Raw genomic sequence first — 19,627 nt, 5'->3', positions numbered from 1 at the left:
GTGAGCGACATCCTGAGGCGCGCGACCGTCGTGGTGATCGGGGCCGGGCAGGCCGGGCTCTCCGCGGCGTACCACCTGCAGCGCCGCGGCTTCGTGAGCGCCGTGGACCAGCCGGCGGCGGAGCGCACCTTCGTGGTGCTGGACGCCAACCCGGCGCCCGGCGGCGCCTGGCAGCACCGGTGGGAGTCGCTGCGGATGGCCACCGTCAACGGGATCTTCGACCTGCCGGGGCTGGCCCAGCCCGCCGTCGACCAGGAGGAGGCCAGCCGCGTGGCCGTCCCGCGCTACTTCGCGGGCTTCGAGCGCACGTTCGGCTTCCCGATCCTGCGCCCGGTCCGCGTGGTCGCGGTCCGCCGCGCCGACGACGACCCGGACGGCGACCTCGTGGTGACCAGCGACCGCGGCTCCTGGGCCACGACCGCCGTCATCAATGCCACCGGCACCTGGACCAACCCCGTGCTACCCCGCTATCCCGGGCAGGACACGTTCCGCGGGCGGCAGCTCCACACCCGCGACTACGTGCGGGCAGAGGACTTCGCCGGGCAGCGCGTGGCCGTCGTGGGCGGCGGCATCTCGGCCCTCCAGCTCCTGGAGGAGATCTCGCGCGTGGCGACCACCCGCTGGTACACGCGGCGCGAGCCGGTCTTCCACGACGAGTTCCGCAGCGAGACGCTCGGCCGCGAGACGATCGTCAAGGTCATGGCCGACGTCGCGGCGGGCCGGCCCACCGGCAGCGTCGTCTCCTACACGGGCCTCATCTGGACGCCGTACGCCCTCGCCGCGAAGGAGCGCGGCGCCCTGGAGCGGCGCCCCATGTTCACCGCGATCGAGCCGGACGGCGTCCGCGAGGCCGACGGGACCCTGACGCCGCTCGACGCGATCCTCTGGGCCACCGGGTTCAAGGCCGACCTCGCCCACCTCGGGCCGCTGGGGCTGCGCAACGACCTGGGCGGCATCACGATGGAGGGCACCCAGGTCGCGGGCGAGCCCCGGGTGCACCTCATCGGGTTCGGGCCGTCGCAGTCGACGGTCGGCGCCAACCGGGCAGGCCGCGAGGCGGTCACGGCGGTGGTTCGGCGGCTCCCGGCCGCGCTACCAGCTCGAGCAGCAGGATGAGCACCACGGCTCCGACGGCGACGCCGACCACCAGGGCCGGCGTGGGGCTGCCGGCGAGCAGCAGCACGAGGGCGGCGAGCGCGATCACGGCGCCGCGCGCGACGCCGCGGTAGCGTGCGAGCCAGACGCCCGTGGCGCCGGTGGACACGCCCCGGCCCTCGGCCCACCTGCGGGTCCGGCTCATCCCCTTGCCGATCCCGGCCCGCAGGCCGCGCGCCGACGCGCTCGACCCGCCCAGGTAGGCCGCCACCGCGACGACCAGGCCGAGCACGCCCACGGTGCGCAGCGTGATGCGCAGGAACGACACGAGCTGGTCGAAGACGACCTGAGCGGCGTCGAGCCGCATCACCTTCCCGCTGAGCGCGTCGAGATACAGCCCCCGCCCGATCGCGAGGCCGATCCCCAGGACCACCATCGCGGCGGCCAGCGCGAGGCCCGCGACGACCAGGGCGCGCAGGTGGTGCGTCGCGGCCGCGACGCCGGCGCCCAGCAGGATCAGGACGATCCAGGGGAGCCAGGTGCCGAGGGCGACGATCTGGGCGTACCGGTTCCGGATCTCGGTGAGCTGGCTGGACTCCATGATGGTGAACGACGCGTTGATGGTCGGTAGGTTGGCCGCGAGGGTGAGGCCCCGGTCGACGAGCCGCTGCTTGAGCACGTCGATCAGCCCGCTGAGCTGGATGGTGAGCTGCCCGTTCTGGCCCACCTGGACGACGTCGCCCCCTTCGCCCTGCATGACCTGGACGAGCTGCTCGTGCGCCACCCGGTTGGCCTGGTCCCAGGCCGACTCGAACTGGTCGCTCTCCACCACGCGATCCGCGGCGTTGCGGACGAACGACTCGACCCCGCTGGTCAGCGGGCCCTCCAGCGCGGTGATCGCCTGCGAGGCCCGGGGGGCTATGTCGCGTTCGTTCAGTCCGTCCTGGACGTCCTTCAGCACCGCCCCGACATCGATCTGCTCCATGACGGCACTGGTCAGGCGGCCCGCCACCGCCTGCTGCACCACCGGGTCCTGGGCCAGGGGCGCCACGGTGGCGACGTAGCGGTCGGTGTCGGTGAGGGTGCGCTCCGCCCAGGCGGCGACCACGCCCACCGGGGCCAGCAGGGCGCCCAGCAGGATGAGGACGACGGCGGTCGCGCTCCGGGCCCGGTGCCGCTCCGGGGCCGGAGCTGCCGGTGCAGGGGCGGCGCCGGCCGCCACGTCCAGCCGCCGCCGGAGCTCCGCGTTCTCGCGCTCCAGGGCGGCCAGACGGGCGGCCGCGTCGGGCGGGCCGGTGGGCTCTGCGGATGCGTCGTTCACCGTTCCTGCCTTTCCCCTGCTGCTCGGTCAGACCAGGGCCTTGGCCTTCAGCCGTTCGAACTCCGCCGGCGTGATCGTGCCGGCGTCGAGGAGCGCCTTGGCGCTGGTGATCTGCTCGGCCGGCGAGGGGCCGGACGCCACCTCACGGATGTAGCTCTCGGTGTCCTTCCGGGCCTGCGCCATCCCCGCGGCGCTCCGCTCGGCCATCCCGCGGCCGCGGGCAATCAGGTACACGAGCGCCGTGAGGACCGGGAGGAAGATCAGGAAGATGATCCACAGGGCCTTCCACCAGCCGGACAGCTCGTGGTCACGGAACAGGTCCGCGACGATCTGGAAAAGCACCATGAGGTACGCCACGAAGAAGAAGCTGTAGATCATCAGCCAGAAGAAATCCCAGAAATCCATGACTCGCCCCGTTCTCGACGGCTTCTGATAGGTACTGAACACATCGGTGGTATGCCCGTTGCGCATTTTCAAAGTAACCGCGAGGACGGCGTTGCGCCCGCGCTGAGCGGCGGCTTCTCGCAGTAAGTGAGCGAAAAGCGCAGTCTGCGCCGAGATTCACCTGATTCGGGTGAACCTTTCGCCCGCCGATCCCGTCGTAAGGGTGACCGCCCGTGTGCGGTCGCGTTCATGACTCCGACCCTCTCGAAGGAGAACACCATGATCCGTGCCTCGAAGCGCCTCGCTGCCGCCGCCCTCGCGCTGGGCGGGCTGCTGGCCGTCGCCGTCCCGACGTCGGCGTCCGCTGCCGACGGGGACCTCACGTTCTGGTCCGGCGCCTTCACCGGCCAGACCGTGACCTACCCGGACGCCGGCACCGGCTGCACGACCCTGCCGTTCGTCGTCCACGCCGAGCTCAACGAGACGGACACGGGCATCCGGGTCTATGAGAGCACCGACTGCACCGGCCGGGCGCTGACGTTCCCGGCCACCGACGTGCACAGCTTCATCGGGTTCGACGGGCGCAGCTTCGAGCCGGTCGGCTGAGACGTGCGAGACTAGGAGGCAGAACCCACAGCGGTTCCCGGACGAGGGTTGCCGTACCCGGTGTGCGACAAGACGGCATCTGAGGAGCACACCATGTCCTGGATCGTCCTTGTCGTCTCCGGCCTTCTCGAGGCCGTCTGGGCCACCGCGCTGAGCCGTTCGGAGGGCTTCAGCAACCTCGTCCCGAGCATCGTCTTCGGCGTCGCCCTCGTGGCCAGCATGGGCGGGCTCGCGTTCGCCCTGCGTGAGCTGCCCGTCGGCACGGCGTACGCCGTCTGGGTGGGGATTGGCGCGGCGACCACCGTCGCCTGGGCCATGCTCACCGGTGCCGAGCCGCTCTCCGTGGTGCGCGTGCTGCTGATCGCGGGCCTGATCGGCTGCGTGATCGGCCTCAAGCTGACCCACTGAGCACGTGAGCGGCGGCCCCGTCCGGGGCCGCCGCTCGTCGTTCGGGTCGTTCAGGTCGTTCGGGTCAGGACGCCGCCACGCAGCGGTAGCCGGCGTCGTCGGCCGGGTCGCCCTCGTAGCGGGTCACCAGCGGGTAGCGGCAGACGTCACGGGTGACGGTCCGGCCGTCCCGCTCGGTGACGACGGCGGGCAGCGTCGCGGGGGCCTTGCCCTGCTCGACCCAGTCCACCAGCGTCACCAGCGGGTCCGTGCCGATGCCGCAGTGGTTCACGCCCGGCGGCAGGAACAGCCGGTAGAAGCTGTCGACCCGGGCGTTGCCGCCCATGGCCCGGTTGACGCGCTCGCGGTAGTCGACCGTGCCCTGGGTGGGGACGAGCTGGTCGGCCTGGCCGTGCCAGCTCAGCAGCTTGCCCCCGGAGCGGGCGAACGCGGACAGGTCCGGGTCGTCGCTGCCGATCACGGGGTGGAAGTCGCGCTGCGACGTCGCGAAGAGCTGCTCGAACTGCCGGTAGCTCAGGTGGGCGGTGTCGAGCTGCGGGTCCTTGGCGACGAAGTACTTGACCCACTGGTCGGCCACCACGAACGGCTTGCCGGGCGTGGCGAGCCAGCCGAACACGGCGCCCTTGTTCGGCCCGTACCACAGCGGGTGCCCGGACCGGCTGACGGGGCCCTGCCAGATCTTGCGGACGGCGTCCGCCAGGTCCGAGGTGATGGTGTAGGTCGCGCCGTCACAGTCCACCTGGGTGCCGACCAGCTCCCGCGGGTCCCACGTGCAGTCCTGCGGGTTGTCGATGATGCCGTCCCGGACGCCGTCGATCGTGTCGCAGGCATCGACCGCGGCGGTGTTGAACGCCTCGATCTCGCACGGTGCGGGGGCGACGTCCTCCTCGTTGAACACGACCTGCGGCCACAGCGTGGCGACGGCGAACCGGTCCCAGCTCACCGCGGGCGCGCCCGCCAGGATGCCCTGGAAGTCCGTCGGGTACTCCTGCGCCGCCACGTATCCCTGGCGGCCGCCCGTGGAGCAGCCGTTCCAGTAGGAGTAGGTGGCCTTGGTGCCGTAGTACTGCTTGGTCACGGACTTGCCGACCACCGCGAGGTCGTGGACCGACCGGGACGCGAAGTTCTCCAGGAGGGGCGTGTTCACCCGCCCGTCCGACGTCAGCGCCCAGCCGCTGACGTCGGCCGGGGACTGGCCGATACCCGCGTCGGTGGCCGCTGCGGCGTATCCGTTCTTGACGGCCGCCACCAGCGTGGCGCCCAGGTCGCCGGCCAGGTACGCGCTGCCGCCGGTGGCCTGGAACCGGCCCGACCAGTCGGCCCGGTCCTGCGGGAGCGACACCTTGACGGTCTCGTGGTCGCCGGCCCGGCCGTGCGTGAGGGTCACCGTGATGTCGCACCGGGCGGGCACGTCGGGGATCGGGGCGGGCGTCTGGAGCGGCGGCGTCGCCTCGGGGAAGGTGACGGTCCCGGCCGGGAAGGCCTGGGCGGTCACGGACTCGACCTGGGCGCCGCGCGGAGCGGAGACGGGTACGGGGGCGCACGACGACGCGGGGTGGGCGTCCCCGGCAGGGCTGCTCGCCGGTGTCGCGAGCGGGAGGAGCCCCGCCGCCGACACCGACAGCGCCGCCGTGACCAGCATGACTAGCTTGTTCATGGTGCACAGCCTGGCCCGGCGGAACCCGGGGCCGCCCCAGGGTGACTCCCTGGTGCGCCCCCGGGGGCCGCGGCGCGAGGGTGGGGCCATGGACAGAAGAACCTTCGTACGGACCGCCGGCCTGCTCGCGACCTCCGCCGCCGTCGGCGGGGCCGCCCTGCCCGAGGCGGCGGCCGCGCCCGCCGTCGCCCCCACCCGGCCTGCGCCGTCGTTCCCCGTGATCAAGCAGGTCCGCGCTGGCGAGCTCGACGTCGGGTACGCGGAGCTCGGGCCTGCCCGGGGCCGGCCCGTGGTCCTGCTGCACGGCTGGCCGTACGACATCCATGCCTACGCCGAGGTGGCGCCCCTGCTCGCGGCTCGCGGCTATCGCGTGATCGTGCCGTACCTGCGGGGCCACGGCAGCACCACGTTCCTGTCGGCGGACACGTTCCGCAACGCCCAGCAGTACGTCGTCGCCCGCGACGTCGTCGCGCTGCTGGACGCCCTGCACATCCGGCGCGCGGTCCTGGCCGGCTTCGACTGGGGCTCCCGCACCGCGGACATCGTCGCGGCCCTGTGGCCCGAGCGGGTCAAGGCGCTCGTGTCGGTGTCTGGCTACCTGATCACCAACCGGGCGGCCAACCAGACGCCGATCGAGCCCGCGCGGGAGTGGGCGTGGTGGTACCAGTACTACTTCGCCACCGAGCGCGGCCGGCTGGGGCTGGAGGACGAGCACCACCGCACGGAGCTGGCCCGCGTGGTGTGGAAGTTCAGCTCGCCCACGTGGGCCTTCGACGACGCCACCTTCGACCGGACGGCGGCCGCGTTCACCAACCCGGACTACGCCGCGATCGTGCTGCACAACTACCGCTGGCGCCTCGGCCTGGCCGACGGCGACCCGCGGTTCGACGAGGTCGAGGCCCGGCTGGCGGCAGGGCCGACCATCGGCGTGCCCACCGTGACGATCGACGCCGAGCTCGACCCCTTCACCGCGCCCGGCAACGGCACGGCGTACCGCGCCAAGTTCGTGGGGCCGTACGACCACCGGACGTTCCGCGGCGTCGGCCACGACGTGCCCCAGGAAGCCCCGGCCGAGTTCGCCCGGGCGGTCGTGGACGCGGACCGGCTCTGACCCACCACCCCGGGTCCGCCGTCCCACCCGGTGTAACCTCCGCGGGGAGGTGCGTGTGCGGAGCGAGACGGTGCTGCGCGGCCGGCGGCGCGAGACGGACGCGCTCGACGAGCTGCTGCGTGAGGTGCGGGCCGGGCACAGCCGGGTGCTGGTGCTGCGGGGCGAGGCGGGGATCGGCAAGACGGCGCTGCTGGACCACCTGTCGGCGCGGGCCGGGAACGCCCGGGTGGTCCGCACGGTCGGCGTGGAGCCGGAGTCCGAGATCGCCTACTCGGCGCTGCAGCAGCTCTGCGCGCCGCTCCTGGAGCACCTCGACCGGCTGCCCGAGCCGCAGCGGGACACCCTTGCCACGGCCTTCGGCCTGAGCGCCGGCCGGCCGCCCGAGGCGCTGCTGGTCGGCCTCGCGGTGCTCGGCCTGTTCGCCGAGGCAGCGGCCGAGCAGCCGCTCGTCTGCGTGGTGGACGACGTCCAGTGGGTGGACCGGATGTCGGAGGTGATCCTGACCTTCGTGGCCCGCCGCCTCCAGGCCGAGTCGGTCGCCCTGGTCCTCGCCCTGCGCAGCCCCGGTGACGAGCAGACGCTGCCCGGCCTGCCCGAGCTGCGCGTCGACGGGCTCCCGGACGCCGACGCCACGGCCCTGCTCGACACGGCGCTGCCCGGGCCCGTCGACGACCACGTCCGGGCGCGGATCCTCGCCGAGACGCGCGGCAACCCGCTCGCGCTCCTGGAACTGCCCCGCGGCCTGACACCGGCGGAGCTCGCGTTCGGGTTCGGCGCCCCGAGCCCGACGCCCGTCGCGGACCAGGTCGAGGACGGCTTCCAGCGGCGCGTCGCGGAGCTCCCGGCGGACACCCGCACGCTCCTGCTCACCGCCGCCGTCGAGCCGGTGGGCGACGTGCCCCTGCTGTGGCGGGCCCTGGACCGGCTCGGCGTCGCGCCGGACGCCGCCGCGGCGGCCGAGGCCGCGGGGCTGGTCCGGATCGGCGCCCGCGTGCGGTTCCACCACCCGCTAATGCGCTCCGCCTGCTGGCGCGCGGCCACGCCGGCCGAGCTCCGCGCGGCCCACCGTGCCCTCGCCGACGTGACCGACCCGGACCAGGACCCCGACCGCCGTGCCTGGCACCGGGCGCACGCCGCGCTCGGGCCGGACGACGAGGTGGCCGGCGAGCTGGAGCGCACCGCCGACCGGGCGCTCGCCCGCGGCGGACGATCCGCCGCGGCGGCCTTCCTGGAGCGCGCCGCCGAGCTGACCCAGGACCCGAAGCTCCGGGCCGAGCGCGTCCTGGCCGCCGCCCGCGCCCGGTTCGCCTCCGGCGCCCTCGACGAGATACCCGGCCTGCTGTCGGCCGCGGAGCTGGGCCCGCTCGACCCGCTGCAACGGGCCGGGGCGGAGCGGCTGCGGGCCCAGGTCGCGTTCGCGCTCGACCGCGGCCGGGGCGCCGTCGGCCCCCTGCTGGAGGCCGCGCGGCGGCTGGACCAGCTCGACCCCGCAGCGGCCCGGGAGGCGTACCTCTGGGCGCTCGGCGCCGCCGTGCACGCGGGCCGGCTCGGCGACCACGGCGGCGACGTCCTGCGGCGCACGGCCGAGGCCGCACGCGCCGTGCCCGCCGCGCCGGACACGACCGGCCTGTTCCTCACCGGGCTCGCCGTCCGGTACACCGCCGGCTACGGCCCCGCCGTGCCGCACCTGCGCGCCGCGCTCGCGGCGCCGGCCGACGACGCCGCCGCGCTGCTGTGGCTGTCCGCACCGGTGGCCCACGAGCTGTGGGACGACGCCGCCTGGTTCCGGCTCACCGAGCAGGCGCTCGCGGCCGCCCGCTCGGCCGGCGCCCGCACCGTGCTGCCCACGGCCCTGACCTTCCGCGCCGGCGCCCACGTGGCGGAGGGCCGGTTCGCCGAGGCGTCCGACCTGCTGCGCGAGGCCGAGTCCTTCGCGAACCTGCCCCCGCACCCGTCCGCCGCGCTCACGCTCGCCGCGCACCGGGGCGCCGAGGAGACCGCGACGCGTCTGATCGACGGGACCGTCCGCGAGGCCGAGGCGCGCGGCGAGGGCCGCTGGCTCGGCCTGGCGGGCTACGCCGAGGCCGTGCTGCACAACGGGCTCGGCCGGTATCCGGCCGCCCTGACGGCCGCGCGCCGCGCCGTCGCGTACGACGACCTCGCCCTGACCGGCTGGAGCCTCGGCGAGCTGGTCGAGGCCGCCGCGCGCGCCGGGGAGGCGGGGGTGGCCGCCGAGGCACGCGAGCGCCTCACCGAGCGCACCGCCGCCGCGGGGACGCCGTGGGCGCTGGGCGCGCAGGCGCTCGCGGACGCGCTGGCGGGTCCGGCGGCCGCCGCGGAGGACCGGTACCGCGAGGCGGTCGACCTGCTGGGCGGTACGCGGCTGACGGTGCTGACGGCCCGGGCCCGCCTGCTGTACGGCGAGTGGCTGCGCCGCGAGAACCGGCGGGCCGCGGCACGGGAGCACCTGCGCGCGGCGCACGACGTGTTCGCCGCGGCGGGCGCGGAGGGTTTCGCGGGACGGGCGAGCCGGGAGCTGGCGGCGACGGGGGAGACGGTTCGCAGGCGCAGCGCCGGGCCGGCGGACGAGCTGACGGCGCAGGAGGCGCAGATCGCACGGCTCGCGGTCGCGGGCCGGACCAACCCGGAGATCGGCGCGGAGCTGTTCCTCAGCCCGCGCACCGTGGAGTGGCACCTGCGCAAGGTGTTCGGCAAGCTCGGGATCGCCTCGCGGCGCGAGCTGGCGGGAGCGCTGCGGGAGCGCTGAGCATCCCCCCGCGCCGAGTGCAGGAGGCTGAGCGAGAATCGTTGGGGTGATCGACCATGACACCTGGTCGCCGACCCGCTTCGCGCGCAACGGCGACGTCCAGCTCGCGTACGACCGGTTCGGGCGGGGTGAGGGCACGCCCCTGCTGCTCCTGATGGGCCTGGCCATGTCGCGGTTCTGGTGGCCCGACGGCCTCTGCCGGGCGCTCGCTGACCAGGGCTTCGACGTGGTCCGCTTCGACCAGCGGGACACCGGGGAGTCGACCCGGTTCGGCGTGAGCGAGCGGCGCGGCTCCTGGGCGTCCCTGTTCGGCGGGGGCAGCGTGCCCTACGCGGCCGAGGACATCGTGGACGACGCCGCGGCCGTGCTCGACGCCGTCGGCTGGCGGAGCGCCGTGGTCGTGGGGCACTCCCAGGGCGGCGTCGTGGCGCAGCGGTTCGCGCTGCGCCACCCGGAGCGGACCCTCGGGCTCGTCTCGTGCGACGCCCCGCCCAGCGACGCCGCCGGGATCGTGGCGCTGCGGCACCTGCGGTACGGGCTGATCGCCCGGCAGGTCGCCGCGCGGCATCCCCGGAGCCGGGAGGGTGACATCGCGTCCGCGCTCGCCGTCGCCCGGGCCATGGCGTCGCCGGCGCACCCCGTCGACGAGGGGGCGGCCCGCGCCCGCATCGAGCGCGGGCTCGACTGCGGCCCGCGCGACATGCGGGCCATGGGCCGGCAGCTCCGCGCGGTGTGGCACGGGCCCCGGCTGCGCGAGGTGCGCACCCCGACCCTCGTCGTGCACGGTGCGGCCGACCCCCTGGTGCGGACGACGGCGGCCCGCGCCACGGCGCGCGCGATCCCGGGCGCCCGGCTCATGGTGCTCGACGACGTGGGCCACGACCTGCCGCCCGTCGTCTGGCCTGCGCTGGCGCGGCAGGTCCGGGGGCTGGTCCCGGTCTAGGGCCGCTCCGGCATCGGGATCCACGTGTGCCAGGGCGTGACCCGGTCCACGTGCACGACGGCGTCGAACGCCCGGCGGGCGTCCACGAGCTGCAGCTCGGTCCCGTTGTGCGTGCCACGCGTCGCGTCCAGGGCGGCGGCGGCCGCGCCGTCGGCCGTGCGCAGGTCCACGTAGTACGAGCCGAGCCCGGGCGCGTCGAGCGCGGCGTCCAGGCTCGTCGGGTCCGGCGCGCCGAGGTCCTGGGTGAACGGCGTGGAGTGCCCCGGGGCGTCGTCCGGCCCCGGGCGGTGCAGCCACGCCGTGCCGCCGCCGAACGTGGTGCCCAGCACCACCAGGTCGTCCCCGAGCCGGTCGGCGAGCTCGCGGCCCGCCGTCGTCATCGGCTGCGGCACGAACGGCGGCGCGTGGAACGGCGTCTTCTGCACGTGGCCGTTCGCCGCCGCGACCACCACGCGGGGCTCGCGCTCCAGCACCCACTCCACCGTGTCCGCCATGGTCACGTCCCGGACGTTGCCCGGCGGGTAGGCGCGCGTCGCCCCCGCGGGCATCGCCGCGAGAAACGCGTCGGTCTGCCGGGCGACGCGCGCGGTGTGCTCCGCGAACGCCACCTCCCGGGGGTCCGCCCCGGCCTCCAGGTAGTCGATCCGGCGGGACCGGACCCGCTCGGCCAGCTCGCCCACGAGCGCCGTCAGCGCCGCCCGCTCGGCGGCCGGCAGCACGATGTACGCGTGCAGCGCGGGCGCCGCCTGGGCGATCCCTGACCGGTCGGCCGGCAGGTAGTCGAACAGCGGCAGCAGGTCCGCGAGCACGTGCGCCGCATACCCCGGGTCGACGTCGGCCAGGAAGGCCTCCACCGCCTCGACCGCCGGCCGGGCGCTCGCGGCCGAGTCGGGCACGTCCGCCCCGTAGAACCGGACGCCGCCGTCCGTGCGCAGCCAGGCCAGCAGGTCGAGCATCTCCTGGCACCGGCCCATGCTGTAGGTGACGCCGCGCTCCAGCACCTCGCGGACCGGTCGCGTGCTGCGGCCGGAGACCCAGTCGTCCACGAGCCGGGCCTCCGGGAAGCCGGACTCCATCACGTACGCCGTGAACCCGTGCCGTGCCAGGAACCGCAGGATCCGGTGCCGCACCAGGTACATCTCGTGGATCCGGTGCATCGACTCGCCGATCGCCACGACGCGCGCGTCGCCGACGATCTCCAGCAGCGGCAGCAGGTCGGCGTCGTCGTCGGCGTCCGGGTCCAGGGTGGTCAGCCGGCGCGCGTTCGCGCGCAGCCAGGCGGTCAGGTCGTCGCTCACTCCCGGAACGTAGCGCCTGCCCCTCGCCGGACGGCGTGCTGTGCGCTCAGGGCGCAAAAGCCTCGGCCGACCGTCGCGGCCCGGGTTACCGTGCCAGGGCGCCGACCAGGGGGAGACAGGCATGACGATCACACCGGACGAGCTGCTGAACGGCTGGCGCGGGCGCCGGTTCCTGCTCGAGTACGCGCGCCGCTCCGAGGAGCTCGCGACCGACCCCGACCGGCCGGAGGCGCCGTTCTCGGACGCCGCGATGCTGGCCGGCTACGAGCTCGACCCGGGCCGGGGCGTCTCGGTCGTGCTGGTCAGCGTCGGAACCGGAACCTGTGCCGCGGAGCCGGCGGAGGCCACACCCGGGTCCGTGGCGACCCTGCTCGGCGGCGTCCCCCTCGCGGAGGTCGACCAGGAGACCGCGCTGCGCACCCTCGCCCACGCGGTGACGGTCGCCCGCTACTGGCAGGAGCCCGACGGCGAGGACGTCCTCGCCGCCCTGCCTGTCGTCCGCGCCGCCCTGGAGCGCGTCGCGGTGCACGTCGCGGGCTCCGCGGACGCCGTCGGCTGGTGGAGCGCACCGGTCGACCGCACGGACCAGCACGCGGTGACCTGGGACGCGGACCGGGCGCCTGCCGTCATCGGGGCGACCGAGCGGCTCGAACGCTGGCGCGCCGACGCCCTGCAGGAGGAGAGGGACGCCCGGAAGCAGCGGCCCGCCGACCCCACGGCGTCCTGGAGCGGCACGTGGTGGTCCGCCCCGCCGTGGGAGCTGACGCGCACCCTGCGCAGCCTCGACGGCCACGGTCCGGCCGGGCTCTGGCTGGTGGAGGACGACATGGGGTGGGAGCAGGCGGTGACCCACCGGGTCGACGTCCCGGCCGGCGCGCGCGTGTACGAGGTGGACGGCGCGGAGGCCTGGGCCGCGCTGTGCCGCGCGTACCCGCTGGAGGTGACCGCGCAGAAGCGGCACGACTGGTACCGCACCACCGGGCGGGACGGGCCCTGGGTGCTGCCCGACTGGGCGGCGGTCGCCGCCGACCACGACGCCGTGCACCTCACCGCCTCTGCCTATCTCGCGGCGGCGGGTACCGCGATCCCCGTCGGCGACGACACGGCGAGCGTCATCGCGGGGTGGAACCCCGACGAGACCTGCTGGCTCGTCGACCCGCTCCGGCCGGAGCCGGAGGGCCGGGCCTGGGTCCTGGACGACGAGGACTGGGTGCCCGCGGCCGGGTAGTGGCGCGGCTCAGCGGCCCTCGGCGCGCTCCAGCTCCCGGGCCAGGTCGAGCATCTCGCGGCCGAGGGCGTCCAGGCGTTCGCGGAGGGTCGTGGTGCCGTCCGGCGCGGCGGGGGCGGGGGCGGTCGTCCCGGCCAGGCCCGCGGCGTCGGGCTCGCGGATCACGGCGATGTCGAAGACCACCCGGTCCGCGCGGTGCCAGGTGCGGAACACCTCGACGGGCCGGGCGGTCTCGTCGGTGCTGGTGCCCTCGAGCAGCAGCACCGGGGCCCCGGCGGCGACCTGGAGCAGCTCCGCGGTCTCGCCGTCGGCGCTCACGGCCCGTACCTGCCGCTTGCCGGCGACGACGTTAGTACCGAACCGGCGCTGGATCGTGGCGTGCAGCGACGCGTCGGTCAGCTCCTCGGCGGTCAGGCCGCCGAACTCCCCGGGCAGCCAGGTCTCGATGAGGGCGAGCGGCTCGTCCCCGGCGCTGCGCAGGCGCCGCAGGCGGAGCACCCGGTCGGAGGCGAGCGCACCGGTCGCCTCCGAGGTGGGCTCCAGCCCGAGCTCCAGGATGCGCGTGGTGACGTGCACGCCCTCGCCCTCGACCTGGGTCGACAGGCCCGGCACGCGTTGCACCAGGCGGTGCAGCTCGCCGCGCTCCCGGACGGTCGTGCCCCGGCCCCGCCGGCGCTCCACGAGCCCCTCCTGCTCCAGCGCCGCCAGGGCCTGGCGGACCACGGAGCGGGAGACGCCGTAGCGTTCCTGCAGCTCGGCCTCGGTGGGCACCTGCGCGCCCGGCGCGAGCGTGCGCCCCAGGATCTGCGCGCGCAGCTCGCTGCCGATGCGGCGGTGGAGGGGCTGGCCGTCGGGTGCGGGGCGGGCCACGGTCAGCTCGCCGCGCTCGGCGCGGCCTGCTGCGCCGTCCGCCAGACGTGGTCCCAGCCGGGCGCGAGGCCGGCCGCGCGCTCGATCGCGAGCACCAGGCTGGCCTCCCGGGCGATGCCCTGGCCGGCGATGTCGAACGCGGTGCCGTGGTCCACGGAGACGCGCACCACGGGCAGGCCCACGGTGATGTTCACGCCGTCGTCGCCGTACACGGCCTTGAACGGGGCGTGCCCCTGGTCGTGGTAGCAGGCGATGACCATGTTCCACTTCCCCTTGACCGCGGCGGGGATCAGGGCGTCGGCCGGCAGCGGGCCGTGGGCGTTGAGGCCGCGGGCGCGCGCCGCCTCGACCGCGGGGGCCAGGACGTCGGCGTCCTCGTCGCCGAACAGGCGGTTCTCGCCGGCGTGCGGGTTCAGGCCCGCGAGCCCGATGGCCTCGTCCGGACGGCCCAGCGCCGCCGTGAACGCGCCGGCCAGGTCGAGCACGTCGCGGGTGCGCTCCGGTGTGATGTCCTCGATGGCCTGGCGCAGCGACACGTGCGTGGTCAGGTGGAAGAAGTACAGGTCGCCCGCCGACAGCACCAGGCTGAAGTTCTTGACGCCGAACTCGTGGGCCAGCAGCTCGGTGTGCCCCGGCCACCTGTGCCCGCCCGCGTGCATCGCGGCCTTGTTGAGCGGCGGCGTGACGATGCCGTCCACCTGCCCCTCCCGGGCCAGCCGGCAGGCCTCGACCACGAACCGGTAGGCGCCGTCGCCGGCTGCCGCGCTGATCTCGCCGACCGGGACGTCCGCCAGCGACGGGCCGGTCTGGAGCAGCTCGATCGTGCCCGGGGTGTTGGTGGCCTCGGCCGGGGACGCGATCACCCGGACCCGCTCCGGGTCGCCGCCGACGGCGGAGACGGCGCGGCGCAGCGCGCCGGCGTCGCCCACGACCACGGGCACGCACAGGGCGCGCAGGTCGTCGTGGCCGAGCAGGGCCTTGGCCGTGATCTCCGGGCCGATGCCTGCGACGTCGCCGAGCGTGACGGCGAGGGTGGGGATGCTCAAGGGTTTACCTCCTGGTGCGAAGAGTACGATCTCAGGCTTTCGAGGACGTCGACGACGGTCCGGCGGGTGCCGAACCCGCCCGCCTTGGTGACGACGACGGTGCCGTGCGCCGGCCCGCCCTCGAGGCGGCCGAGCGGCACGCCCTCGGCCACGGCGCCGGCCACTCGCACGCTGCGGGCTCCGAGCCGCGCGAGCACGGCGCGGGCGCCGTCACCACCCATGAGGACGACGGCGTCGGGGCGGGTGCGCTCCGTGACGGCGGCGACCAGGTCGGCCAGCGCGGACGCGGCGTCGGCGGCCCGCTCCCGTCCGGTGCCGGCGGGCCCCGTGGGCTCGGGGGTGCGGACGAGGACGGTCGCGGGCCGGGCGGCGCCCAGCGCCCGCGCGGCCTGCTCGTCCGGGCCGGTCCCCGCCTCCGGGGTGATCAGCAGCGCTCCGGGCTCGGCGCGCAGCAGCTCGTCGGCCTGCCCGCGGGAGACCTCGTTCAGGGAGCTCAGCACCACCAGCGTCCGGCGGGCGGCGACCCGCGGTGGCTCCAGCCCGGCGCCGCTGCCGCCCCAGCGCGGGGCCAGGGTCGCGGCGAGCCCGGCGGAGCCGACCGGGACGGCGCGGGCGCCGAGCAGCACGACGGCGTCGGCGAGGCGCTCCAGCGCGGCGTCGTCCAGGGCGTCGACCACCACGACGTCCGCGGCCATGCCCGCCTCGGCGAGGCGGTCCGCCAGGGCCGGGGCGTCGCCGTCGGCGGGCACCCGGACGGCGTCCGGCAGGAGCGCGGTCAGGTCGCTCGTGCGGACCGGGGTGACGGGGTCGTGCCCGGCGGCCGTCGCGGCGACGGGCACGCCGCCGACCAGGAGCACGCCCTCGCTGACCGTCCGCCCCAGCGCGGGATAGCTCGGGCAGACGACGGCGAACGCGCCCGGGACCCGCTCGCGCCAGGCGGTCAGAGCCCCGCTGACCTGGGCCGCGACGCTGCCGCGCAGCGTCGAGTCGACCTTGACGTAGAGGCGCCCGGCGTCGGCCAGCGCCCGCACGGCGGCCGCGGTGGCGGCCGCCGCGGGGGCGTCGTCCTGGGCCCGCGCGTCGGTGACGACGGCGACCGCCGCCCGCTCGCCGGACGGCAGCTCCCGGCCGAGGGCCAGGTGGCTGGTCCAGCCGGCGCGGGCGAACTGCACCACGCAGTCCCCGGCCCCGGTCAGGTCGTCCGCGACGACCCCGACGGTGTGCTCGCTCATGCGGTGCCGCGCCCCTCGCCGGCCGGGGCCGGGGCCGTCTCGGCGGCGTCGTCGTCCGCCGGGGCGAGGCCGCCCTGGCGCTTGAGGACGATCGTGGCCAGGAGCGGCGCCAGGACGGCGCTGACCAGCACGGCCGAGGCGACCTGCGCGGTGGCGACCGCGACGTACGGCTCGAAGGTGGGGTCCACCCCGGCGATGATCGCGGGCGTCGCGACGGCGTTGCCCGCCGTGGTCGCGGCGGCGATCGCGATGCCCGACTTGATGCCGCGCCGCAGGATGAACCGGTAGCCCGAGTAGGTCAGGGCGGCGGTCAGCAGGACGGCGAAGACGCCGACGAGGAGGCCGCTCGCGCCGCCGGTCACGACGTCGCGCAGGTTGATCCCCGTGCCGAGGGCGAACGCGAAGAACGGGATGACGATGTTCGGCACGGGCCGCATGATCTCTGTCCAGCGCGGGTCCAGGTTGCCCACGACGAAGCCGAGCACCAGCGGGACGACCGCCGCGAGGAACGCCGTCAGGGGGATGTCGGCCAGGCCCGAGGCGCCGAGGAAGAGCATGGAGATGAACGGGCCGTCGTTCAGGGCGGAGGCCATGTAGGCGCCGCGGTCACGCTCGTCACCGTACTTGCCGGTGAAGGCGAGCCACAGGCCGCCGTTGCTGTTGTCGATGGTGGCCATGAGGGCCAGGATCGAGACGCCCAGGAACCCCTCGATCCCGAAGATGCTGCCCGCCAGCGCGACCAGCCCGGCGGGGATCAGGGACTTCGTCAGCAGCAGCGTCCCGGTGGCGGCGAGCACCGGCCCCGACGTCCGCGCCGTGATCTGCATCCCGGTCGCGAAGATGAGGACGGCGATGAGCGGCAGCGCCGAGTCCTTGAACAGGGCGGTGGTGAACGAGCCCAGCTCCAGGAAGCCGGGGAAGAACGTCCCGACGATCGAGCCGAGCACCAGCGGCACGAGCATGAGCCCGCCCGGGATCTTGTTCATCCAGTCGTAGAGGGGCACGGTCGACCTCGGTGTCAGTCCGGCATCCATGGCGGAACCTCTCGGTGTGTGCGACCGGCGATGGTCGCAATTGTCAGGACAAGAAAGTACGGACAAAGTACGGGACGGAGCGGGCGGCGGGCAAGTCCCCTGCGTACGGGCCCCCGCGCGCGCGGAATTCACCCCGCACATAGCGTTTCCGGGTGACCGACGTGTGGACGTGGCCGGCCCGGATCGGCGTGCTGATCGGAACTGCCCTCTTCGTGGCCCTGCTCGTCCCGATCCTCGTGATCCAGGTGCGCCGGTACGGCGCCGTCAGCCCCGCCCGGCTGCTCGGCGCGGCGGCACTCGCCGTCTACGGCACCGCGCTGGTGGCGTACACGCTGCTGCCGCTGCCGTCGGGCGACCTCGCCGCCTGGTGCGGGCAGTACGGGTACGACGGCGTGCAGCTCCGCCCGCTGCAGATCGTCTCGGACATCCGCGAGCGCACCGCAGGCCTCTCCCCGGGCGCCGCGGTGCGGGACATCTCCGTGCTCCAGGGTGTGTTCAACGTGGTGCTGTTCGTGCCGTGGGGCGTGCTGGTGCGCCGCTACCTGGGCTGGGGGTTGCTCGCGTCCGCGGCGTCGGCCCTGGGGGCGTCGCTGCTGATCGAGGTCACGCAGCTCACCGGCATCTTCGGGCTGATCCCGTGCTCGTACCGGCTGGCCGACGTCGACGACCTGCTCACCAACACCCTGGGCGGCGTGCTCGGCGCGCTGGTCGCGCCGTGGGTGCTGCGCTGGATGCCCGGCGCGCGGACCCTGGCGGCGGGTCGCGGCACGCCGCGGCCCGTGACCCTGTGGCGGCGCTGGTTCGGCATGGCCGTCGACTACCTCGCCTACACGGTCCTGGGCGGCGTGCTCGCCCTGACCCTGGGCCTGGGGTACTACCTCGTGACGGGCCGCGCGCCCGCCGACTCCCTGGCGGTCTGGCTGGGCACGAGCGTGCTGGCGTGGGTCGTCGTGTTCGTGCTTCCCCTGGTCACGGGGGCGGGGGAGTCGCTCGGGCAGCGCACCGTGTGGCTCGCCGTCGTGCGGCCCGACGGCGGAGCGCGCCTCGGGGCGCGGGCCCGCCTGCGGCGCGGGCTGGCCGGGGGAGCGCTGTGGGGCCTGCTTCAGGCGCTGGGGGACGCCGCGACCATGTTCGACGTCGGCGCGCTCGCCCCCGCGCAGGGCCTGGCCGCCACGGTGGCGACCGTGCTGGTGCTGTCCGCCCTGTTCACGCGCGGGCGGCGCGGGCTCTCCGGGAAGGCGGCCCCGTACCTCCTGGTCGACGCGCGCGCCCTCGCGCCCGAGGTTCAGTCGCGGGCGCGGGGGTCCCGGCCGAGCAGGTGACGTAGCGCCGGCTCCAGCGTGGGGTGCCGGAACCGGTGGCCCAGCGCGAGCAGCACCTCGGGCGAGACCCGCTGGCTCGCCTGGGCCAGCTCGTCCGCGCCCTCCTGGCCCAGCAGCAGCCGCGGCCCCAGGTCGGGCACCGGCAGCAGGGCGGGACGGCGCAGCACCGTGGCCAGCGTGGCGGTGTAGGCGGTGTTGCGCACGGGGGTGGGCGCGACGGCGTTGACCGGCCCGGACAGGCGCTCGTCGTACAGCGCGCGGTGGTAGACGTCCACCAGGTCGTCGATGCCGATCCAGGACTGCCACATCTGCCCGTCGCCCAGCCGCCCGCCCAGGCCCGCGGCGAACAGCGGGTGGAACAGCCGCAGCGTGCCGCCGCGCGGTGACTGCACCAGGCCGGTGCGCACGTTCACCACCCGCAGGCCGTCGGCGGCCGAGGTCGCCTGCTCCCAGTCGTCGACGACGTCCGCGAGGAACCCGTCGCCGCGTTCGCTCGTCTCGGTGAGCACCTCGTCGCCCCGGTCCGGGCCGTAGTACCCGATCGCCGACGCGCTGACGAAGACCGACGGCCCGTCGGTGGTGCGGCCGGCGAGCGCGGCGAGCGCCGTCGTCGGCCCGATGCGGGAGCCACGGACCGCGGCGCGGTGCGCGTCGGTGAACCGGCCCGCGATCGATGCGCCGGCGAGGTGGATGACGGCGTCGACGCCCCGCAGCAGGTCGTCCGCGGGCTCCTGCGGGTCCCAGTGTCGCTCGTCGGGGCCGTGCGGCGCGCCGCGCACGAGCCGGATCACGCGGTGGCCCGCCGTGGTCAGGAAGGGCACCAGGGCGCTGCCGACCAGCCCGCGGCTGCCGGTGACCGCGACGACCTTCGGCCAGTCGCCGGCGTTGCGGGCCGACGCCTGGGCCGCGAGGTCCAGGCCGAGCTGGCGGTGCCGGTAGGCGAACATCGGCCGCAGCACGGCCTCGGGCACCCGGGTCTCGACCGTGTCGGTGATCCGGGTGCCGCCACCCTCGTCGTGGAACTCGTGGGTGTGCCGCCACGGCACCACCCAGCGCAGCGGCGCGGAGACCAGCTCGTCCACGAACCGCTCGGGCGGCTCGTACCCGCTGTGCCGGGCGACCCACCGCAGGCCCACCGGCAGCCGCAGCACGGCCGCCCCGCCCGCGAGCGTGGACGCCTCGCGGACCACGTGCAGGGGCGACCACGGCGGGGTGAGCCGCATGATCGCGCCGGGTCGCTCGTGCCAGGCGAACACCTCGGGGCGTGGGTGCCCCACGACGCTCGAGTACCTCAGACCCATGGTT

Annotated in this window: 17 protein-coding genes and 1 riboswitch; of the genes, 8 read left to right on the top strand and 9 right to left on the bottom strand. The window is 75.4% G+C overall.

What is annotated here, in order from left to right; translation table 11 throughout:
- Positions 1–1,116: an NAD(P)-binding domain-containing protein gene (locus tag ACZ7LE_RS15105; RefSeq protein WP_470404067.1), complete on the top strand. Its 1,116-nt coding sequence runs from the start codon at positions 1–3 to the stop codon at positions 1,114–1,116.
- Here ACZ7LE_RS15105 and ACZ7LE_RS15100 read toward each other — a convergent pair.
- Together ACZ7LE_RS15100 and ACZ7LE_RS15095 are read right to left on the bottom strand one after the other, a co-directional pair.
- Positions 1,061–2,416: a hypothetical protein gene (locus tag ACZ7LE_RS15100; RefSeq protein WP_470404066.1), complete on the bottom strand. Its 1,356-nt coding sequence runs from the start codon at positions 2,414–2,416 to the stop codon at positions 1,061–1,063. The genes ACZ7LE_RS15105 and ACZ7LE_RS15100 overlap by 56 nt on opposite strands.
- Positions 2,417–2,443: 27 nt before the next feature.
- On the bottom strand, positions 2,444–2,821 hold the full coding sequence (locus ACZ7LE_RS15095) for an SHOCT domain-containing protein (protein ID WP_470404065.1): 378 nt from the start codon (positions 2,819–2,821) through the stop codon (positions 2,444–2,446).
- 228 nt (positions 2,822–3,049) lie between these two features.
- Here ACZ7LE_RS15095 and ACZ7LE_RS15090 point away from each other — a divergent pair, with 228 nt between their 5' ends.
- Both ACZ7LE_RS15090 and ACZ7LE_RS15085 read left to right on the top strand, forming a co-directional pair.
- Entirely contained in the window at positions 3,050–3,406 is a 357-nt protein-coding gene (locus tag ACZ7LE_RS15090) for a hypothetical protein (protein ID WP_470404064.1), read from the top strand.
- Between the two features lie 18 nt (positions 3,407–3,424).
- Positions 3,425–3,488, top strand: a riboswitch (guanidine-III (ykkC-III) riboswitch).
- Positions 3,489–3,499: 11 nt separating this feature from the next.
- On the top strand, positions 3,500–3,814 hold the full coding sequence (locus ACZ7LE_RS15085; RefSeq protein WP_470404063.1) for a DMT family transporter: 315 nt from the start codon (positions 3,500–3,502) through the stop codon (positions 3,812–3,814).
- Between the two features lie 64 nt (positions 3,815–3,878).
- Here the strand turns inward: ACZ7LE_RS15085 and ACZ7LE_RS15080 are convergent, their stop codons facing one another.
- Positions 3,879–5,471, bottom strand: coding sequence for a tannase/feruloyl esterase family alpha/beta hydrolase (locus ACZ7LE_RS15080; RefSeq protein WP_470404062.1), 1,593 nt, complete (start codon positions 5,469–5,471; stop codon positions 3,879–3,881).
- 88 nt (positions 5,472–5,559) lie between these two features.
- Here ACZ7LE_RS15080 and ACZ7LE_RS15075 point away from each other — a divergent pair, with 88 nt between their 5' ends.
- The 3 genes from ACZ7LE_RS15075 to ACZ7LE_RS15065 are packed head-to-tail and all read left to right on the top strand — an operon-like array spanning position 5,560 to position 10,292.
- Positions 5,560–6,582 carry an alpha/beta fold hydrolase gene (locus ACZ7LE_RS15075; protein ID WP_470404061.1) on the top strand — a complete coding sequence of 341 codons (1,023 nt, stop codon included), beginning with the start codon at positions 5,560–5,562 and terminating at the stop codon, positions 6,580–6,582.
- A gap of 55 nt (positions 6,583–6,637) precedes the next feature.
- On the top strand, positions 6,638–9,349 hold the full coding sequence (locus tag ACZ7LE_RS15070; RefSeq protein WP_470404060.1) for an ATP-binding protein: 2,712 nt from the start codon (positions 6,638–6,640) through the stop codon (positions 9,347–9,349).
- A 46-nt stretch (positions 9,350–9,395) separates the two neighbouring features.
- A complete protein-coding gene (locus tag ACZ7LE_RS15065) occupies positions 9,396–10,292 on the top strand; it encodes an alpha/beta fold hydrolase (protein WP_470404059.1) in 897 nt (298 codons plus the stop codon).
- Here ACZ7LE_RS15065 and ACZ7LE_RS15060 read toward each other — a convergent pair.
- Positions 10,289–11,590 (bottom strand): erythromycin esterase family protein, encoded by a 1,302-nt coding sequence (locus ACZ7LE_RS15060; protein ID WP_470404058.1) that lies wholly within the window; start codon positions 11,588–11,590, stop codon positions 10,289–10,291. The genes ACZ7LE_RS15065 and ACZ7LE_RS15060 overlap by 4 nt on opposite strands.
- A gap of 121 nt (positions 11,591–11,711) precedes the next feature.
- Here ACZ7LE_RS15060 and ACZ7LE_RS15055 point away from each other — a divergent pair, with 121 nt between their 5' ends.
- Positions 11,712–12,818 (top strand): hypothetical protein, encoded by a 1,107-nt coding sequence (locus tag ACZ7LE_RS15055; RefSeq protein ID WP_470404057.1) that lies wholly within the window; start codon positions 11,712–11,714, stop codon positions 12,816–12,818.
- A 9-nt stretch (positions 12,819–12,827) separates the two neighbouring features.
- Here the strand turns inward: ACZ7LE_RS15055 and ACZ7LE_RS15050 are convergent, their stop codons facing one another.
- The 4 genes from ACZ7LE_RS15050 to ACZ7LE_RS15035 are packed head-to-tail and all read right to left on the bottom strand — an operon-like array spanning position 12,828 to position 17,000.
- Complete coding sequence (locus ACZ7LE_RS15050) at positions 12,828–13,688, bottom strand: GntR family transcriptional regulator (protein WP_470404056.1); 861 nt, start codon at positions 13,686–13,688, stop codon at positions 12,828–12,830.
- Between the two features lie 2 nt (positions 13,689–13,690).
- Positions 13,691–14,734: a 4-hydroxythreonine-4-phosphate dehydrogenase PdxA gene (gene pdxA / locus ACZ7LE_RS15045; RefSeq protein ID WP_470404055.1), complete on the bottom strand. Its 1,044-nt coding sequence runs from the start codon at positions 14,732–14,734 to the stop codon at positions 13,691–13,693.
- Positions 14,731–15,966, bottom strand: coding sequence for a four-carbon acid sugar kinase family protein (locus tag ACZ7LE_RS15040; RefSeq protein ID WP_470404054.1), 1,236 nt, complete (start codon positions 15,964–15,966; stop codon positions 14,731–14,733). The genes pdxA and ACZ7LE_RS15040 overlap by 4 nt, the downstream gene beginning before the upstream one ends.
- On the bottom strand, positions 15,963–17,000 hold the full coding sequence (locus ACZ7LE_RS15035) for a 2-keto-3-deoxygluconate permease (protein WP_470404053.1): 1,038 nt from the start codon (positions 16,998–17,000) through the stop codon (positions 15,963–15,965). The genes ACZ7LE_RS15040 and ACZ7LE_RS15035 overlap by 4 nt, the downstream gene beginning before the upstream one ends.
- Before the next feature lie 152 nt (positions 17,001–17,152).
- Between ACZ7LE_RS15035 and ACZ7LE_RS15030 the strand changes: the two genes are divergently transcribed.
- Positions 17,153–18,322, top strand: coding sequence for a VanZ family protein (locus ACZ7LE_RS15030; protein ID WP_470404052.1), 1,170 nt, complete (start codon positions 17,153–17,155; stop codon positions 18,320–18,322).
- Here ACZ7LE_RS15030 and ACZ7LE_RS15025 read toward each other — a convergent pair.
- A complete protein-coding gene (locus tag ACZ7LE_RS15025; protein WP_470404051.1) occupies positions 18,286–19,623 on the bottom strand; it encodes a TIGR01777 family oxidoreductase in 1,338 nt (445 codons plus the stop codon). The two genes, ACZ7LE_RS15030 and ACZ7LE_RS15025, sit on opposite strands and share 37 nt — an antisense overlap.
- Positions 19,624–19,627 lie beyond the last annotated feature (4 nt).

This window comes from Promicromonospora sp. NPDC110617 (assembly GCF_055598465.1).
Note: the sequence above shows the minus strand (reverse complement) of the source record. Positions and strands in the feature narration are given on the sequence as shown.

Bases quoted from the DNA above. Each gene is read 5' to 3' on its own strand.
- ACZ7LE_RS15095 (WP_470404065.1), bottom strand. From the start codon at position 2,821: ATGGATTTCTGGGATTTCTTCTGGCTGATGATCTACAGCTTCTTCTTC.
- ACZ7LE_RS15090 (WP_470404064.1), top strand. From the start codon at position 3,050: ATGACTCCGACCCTCTCGAAGGAGAACACCATGATCCGTGCCTCGAAG.
- ACZ7LE_RS15085 (WP_470404063.1), top strand. From the start codon at position 3,500: ATGTCCTGGATCGTCCTTGTCGTCTCCGGCCTTCTCGAGGCCGTCTGG.
- ACZ7LE_RS15080 (WP_470404062.1), bottom strand. From the start codon at position 5,471: ATGAACAAGCTAGTCATGCTGGTCACGGCGGCGCTGTCGGTGTCGGCG.
- ACZ7LE_RS15075 (WP_470404061.1), top strand. From the start codon at position 5,560: ATGGACAGAAGAACCTTCGTACGGACCGCCGGCCTGCTCGCGACCTCC.
- ACZ7LE_RS15055 (WP_470404057.1), top strand. From the start codon at position 11,712: ATGACGATCACACCGGACGAGCTGCTGAACGGCTGGCGCGGGCGCCGG.
- ACZ7LE_RS15040 (WP_470404054.1), bottom strand. From the start codon at position 15,966: ATGAGCGAGCACACCGTCGGGGTCGTCGCGGACGACCTGACCGGGGCC.
- ACZ7LE_RS15035 (WP_470404053.1), bottom strand. From the start codon at position 17,000: ATGGATGCCGGACTGACACCGAGGTCGACCGTGCCCCTCTACGACTGG.
- ACZ7LE_RS15025 (WP_470404051.1), bottom strand. From the start codon at position 19,623: ATGGGTCTGAGGTACTCGAGCGTCGTGGGGCACCCACGCCCCGAGGTG.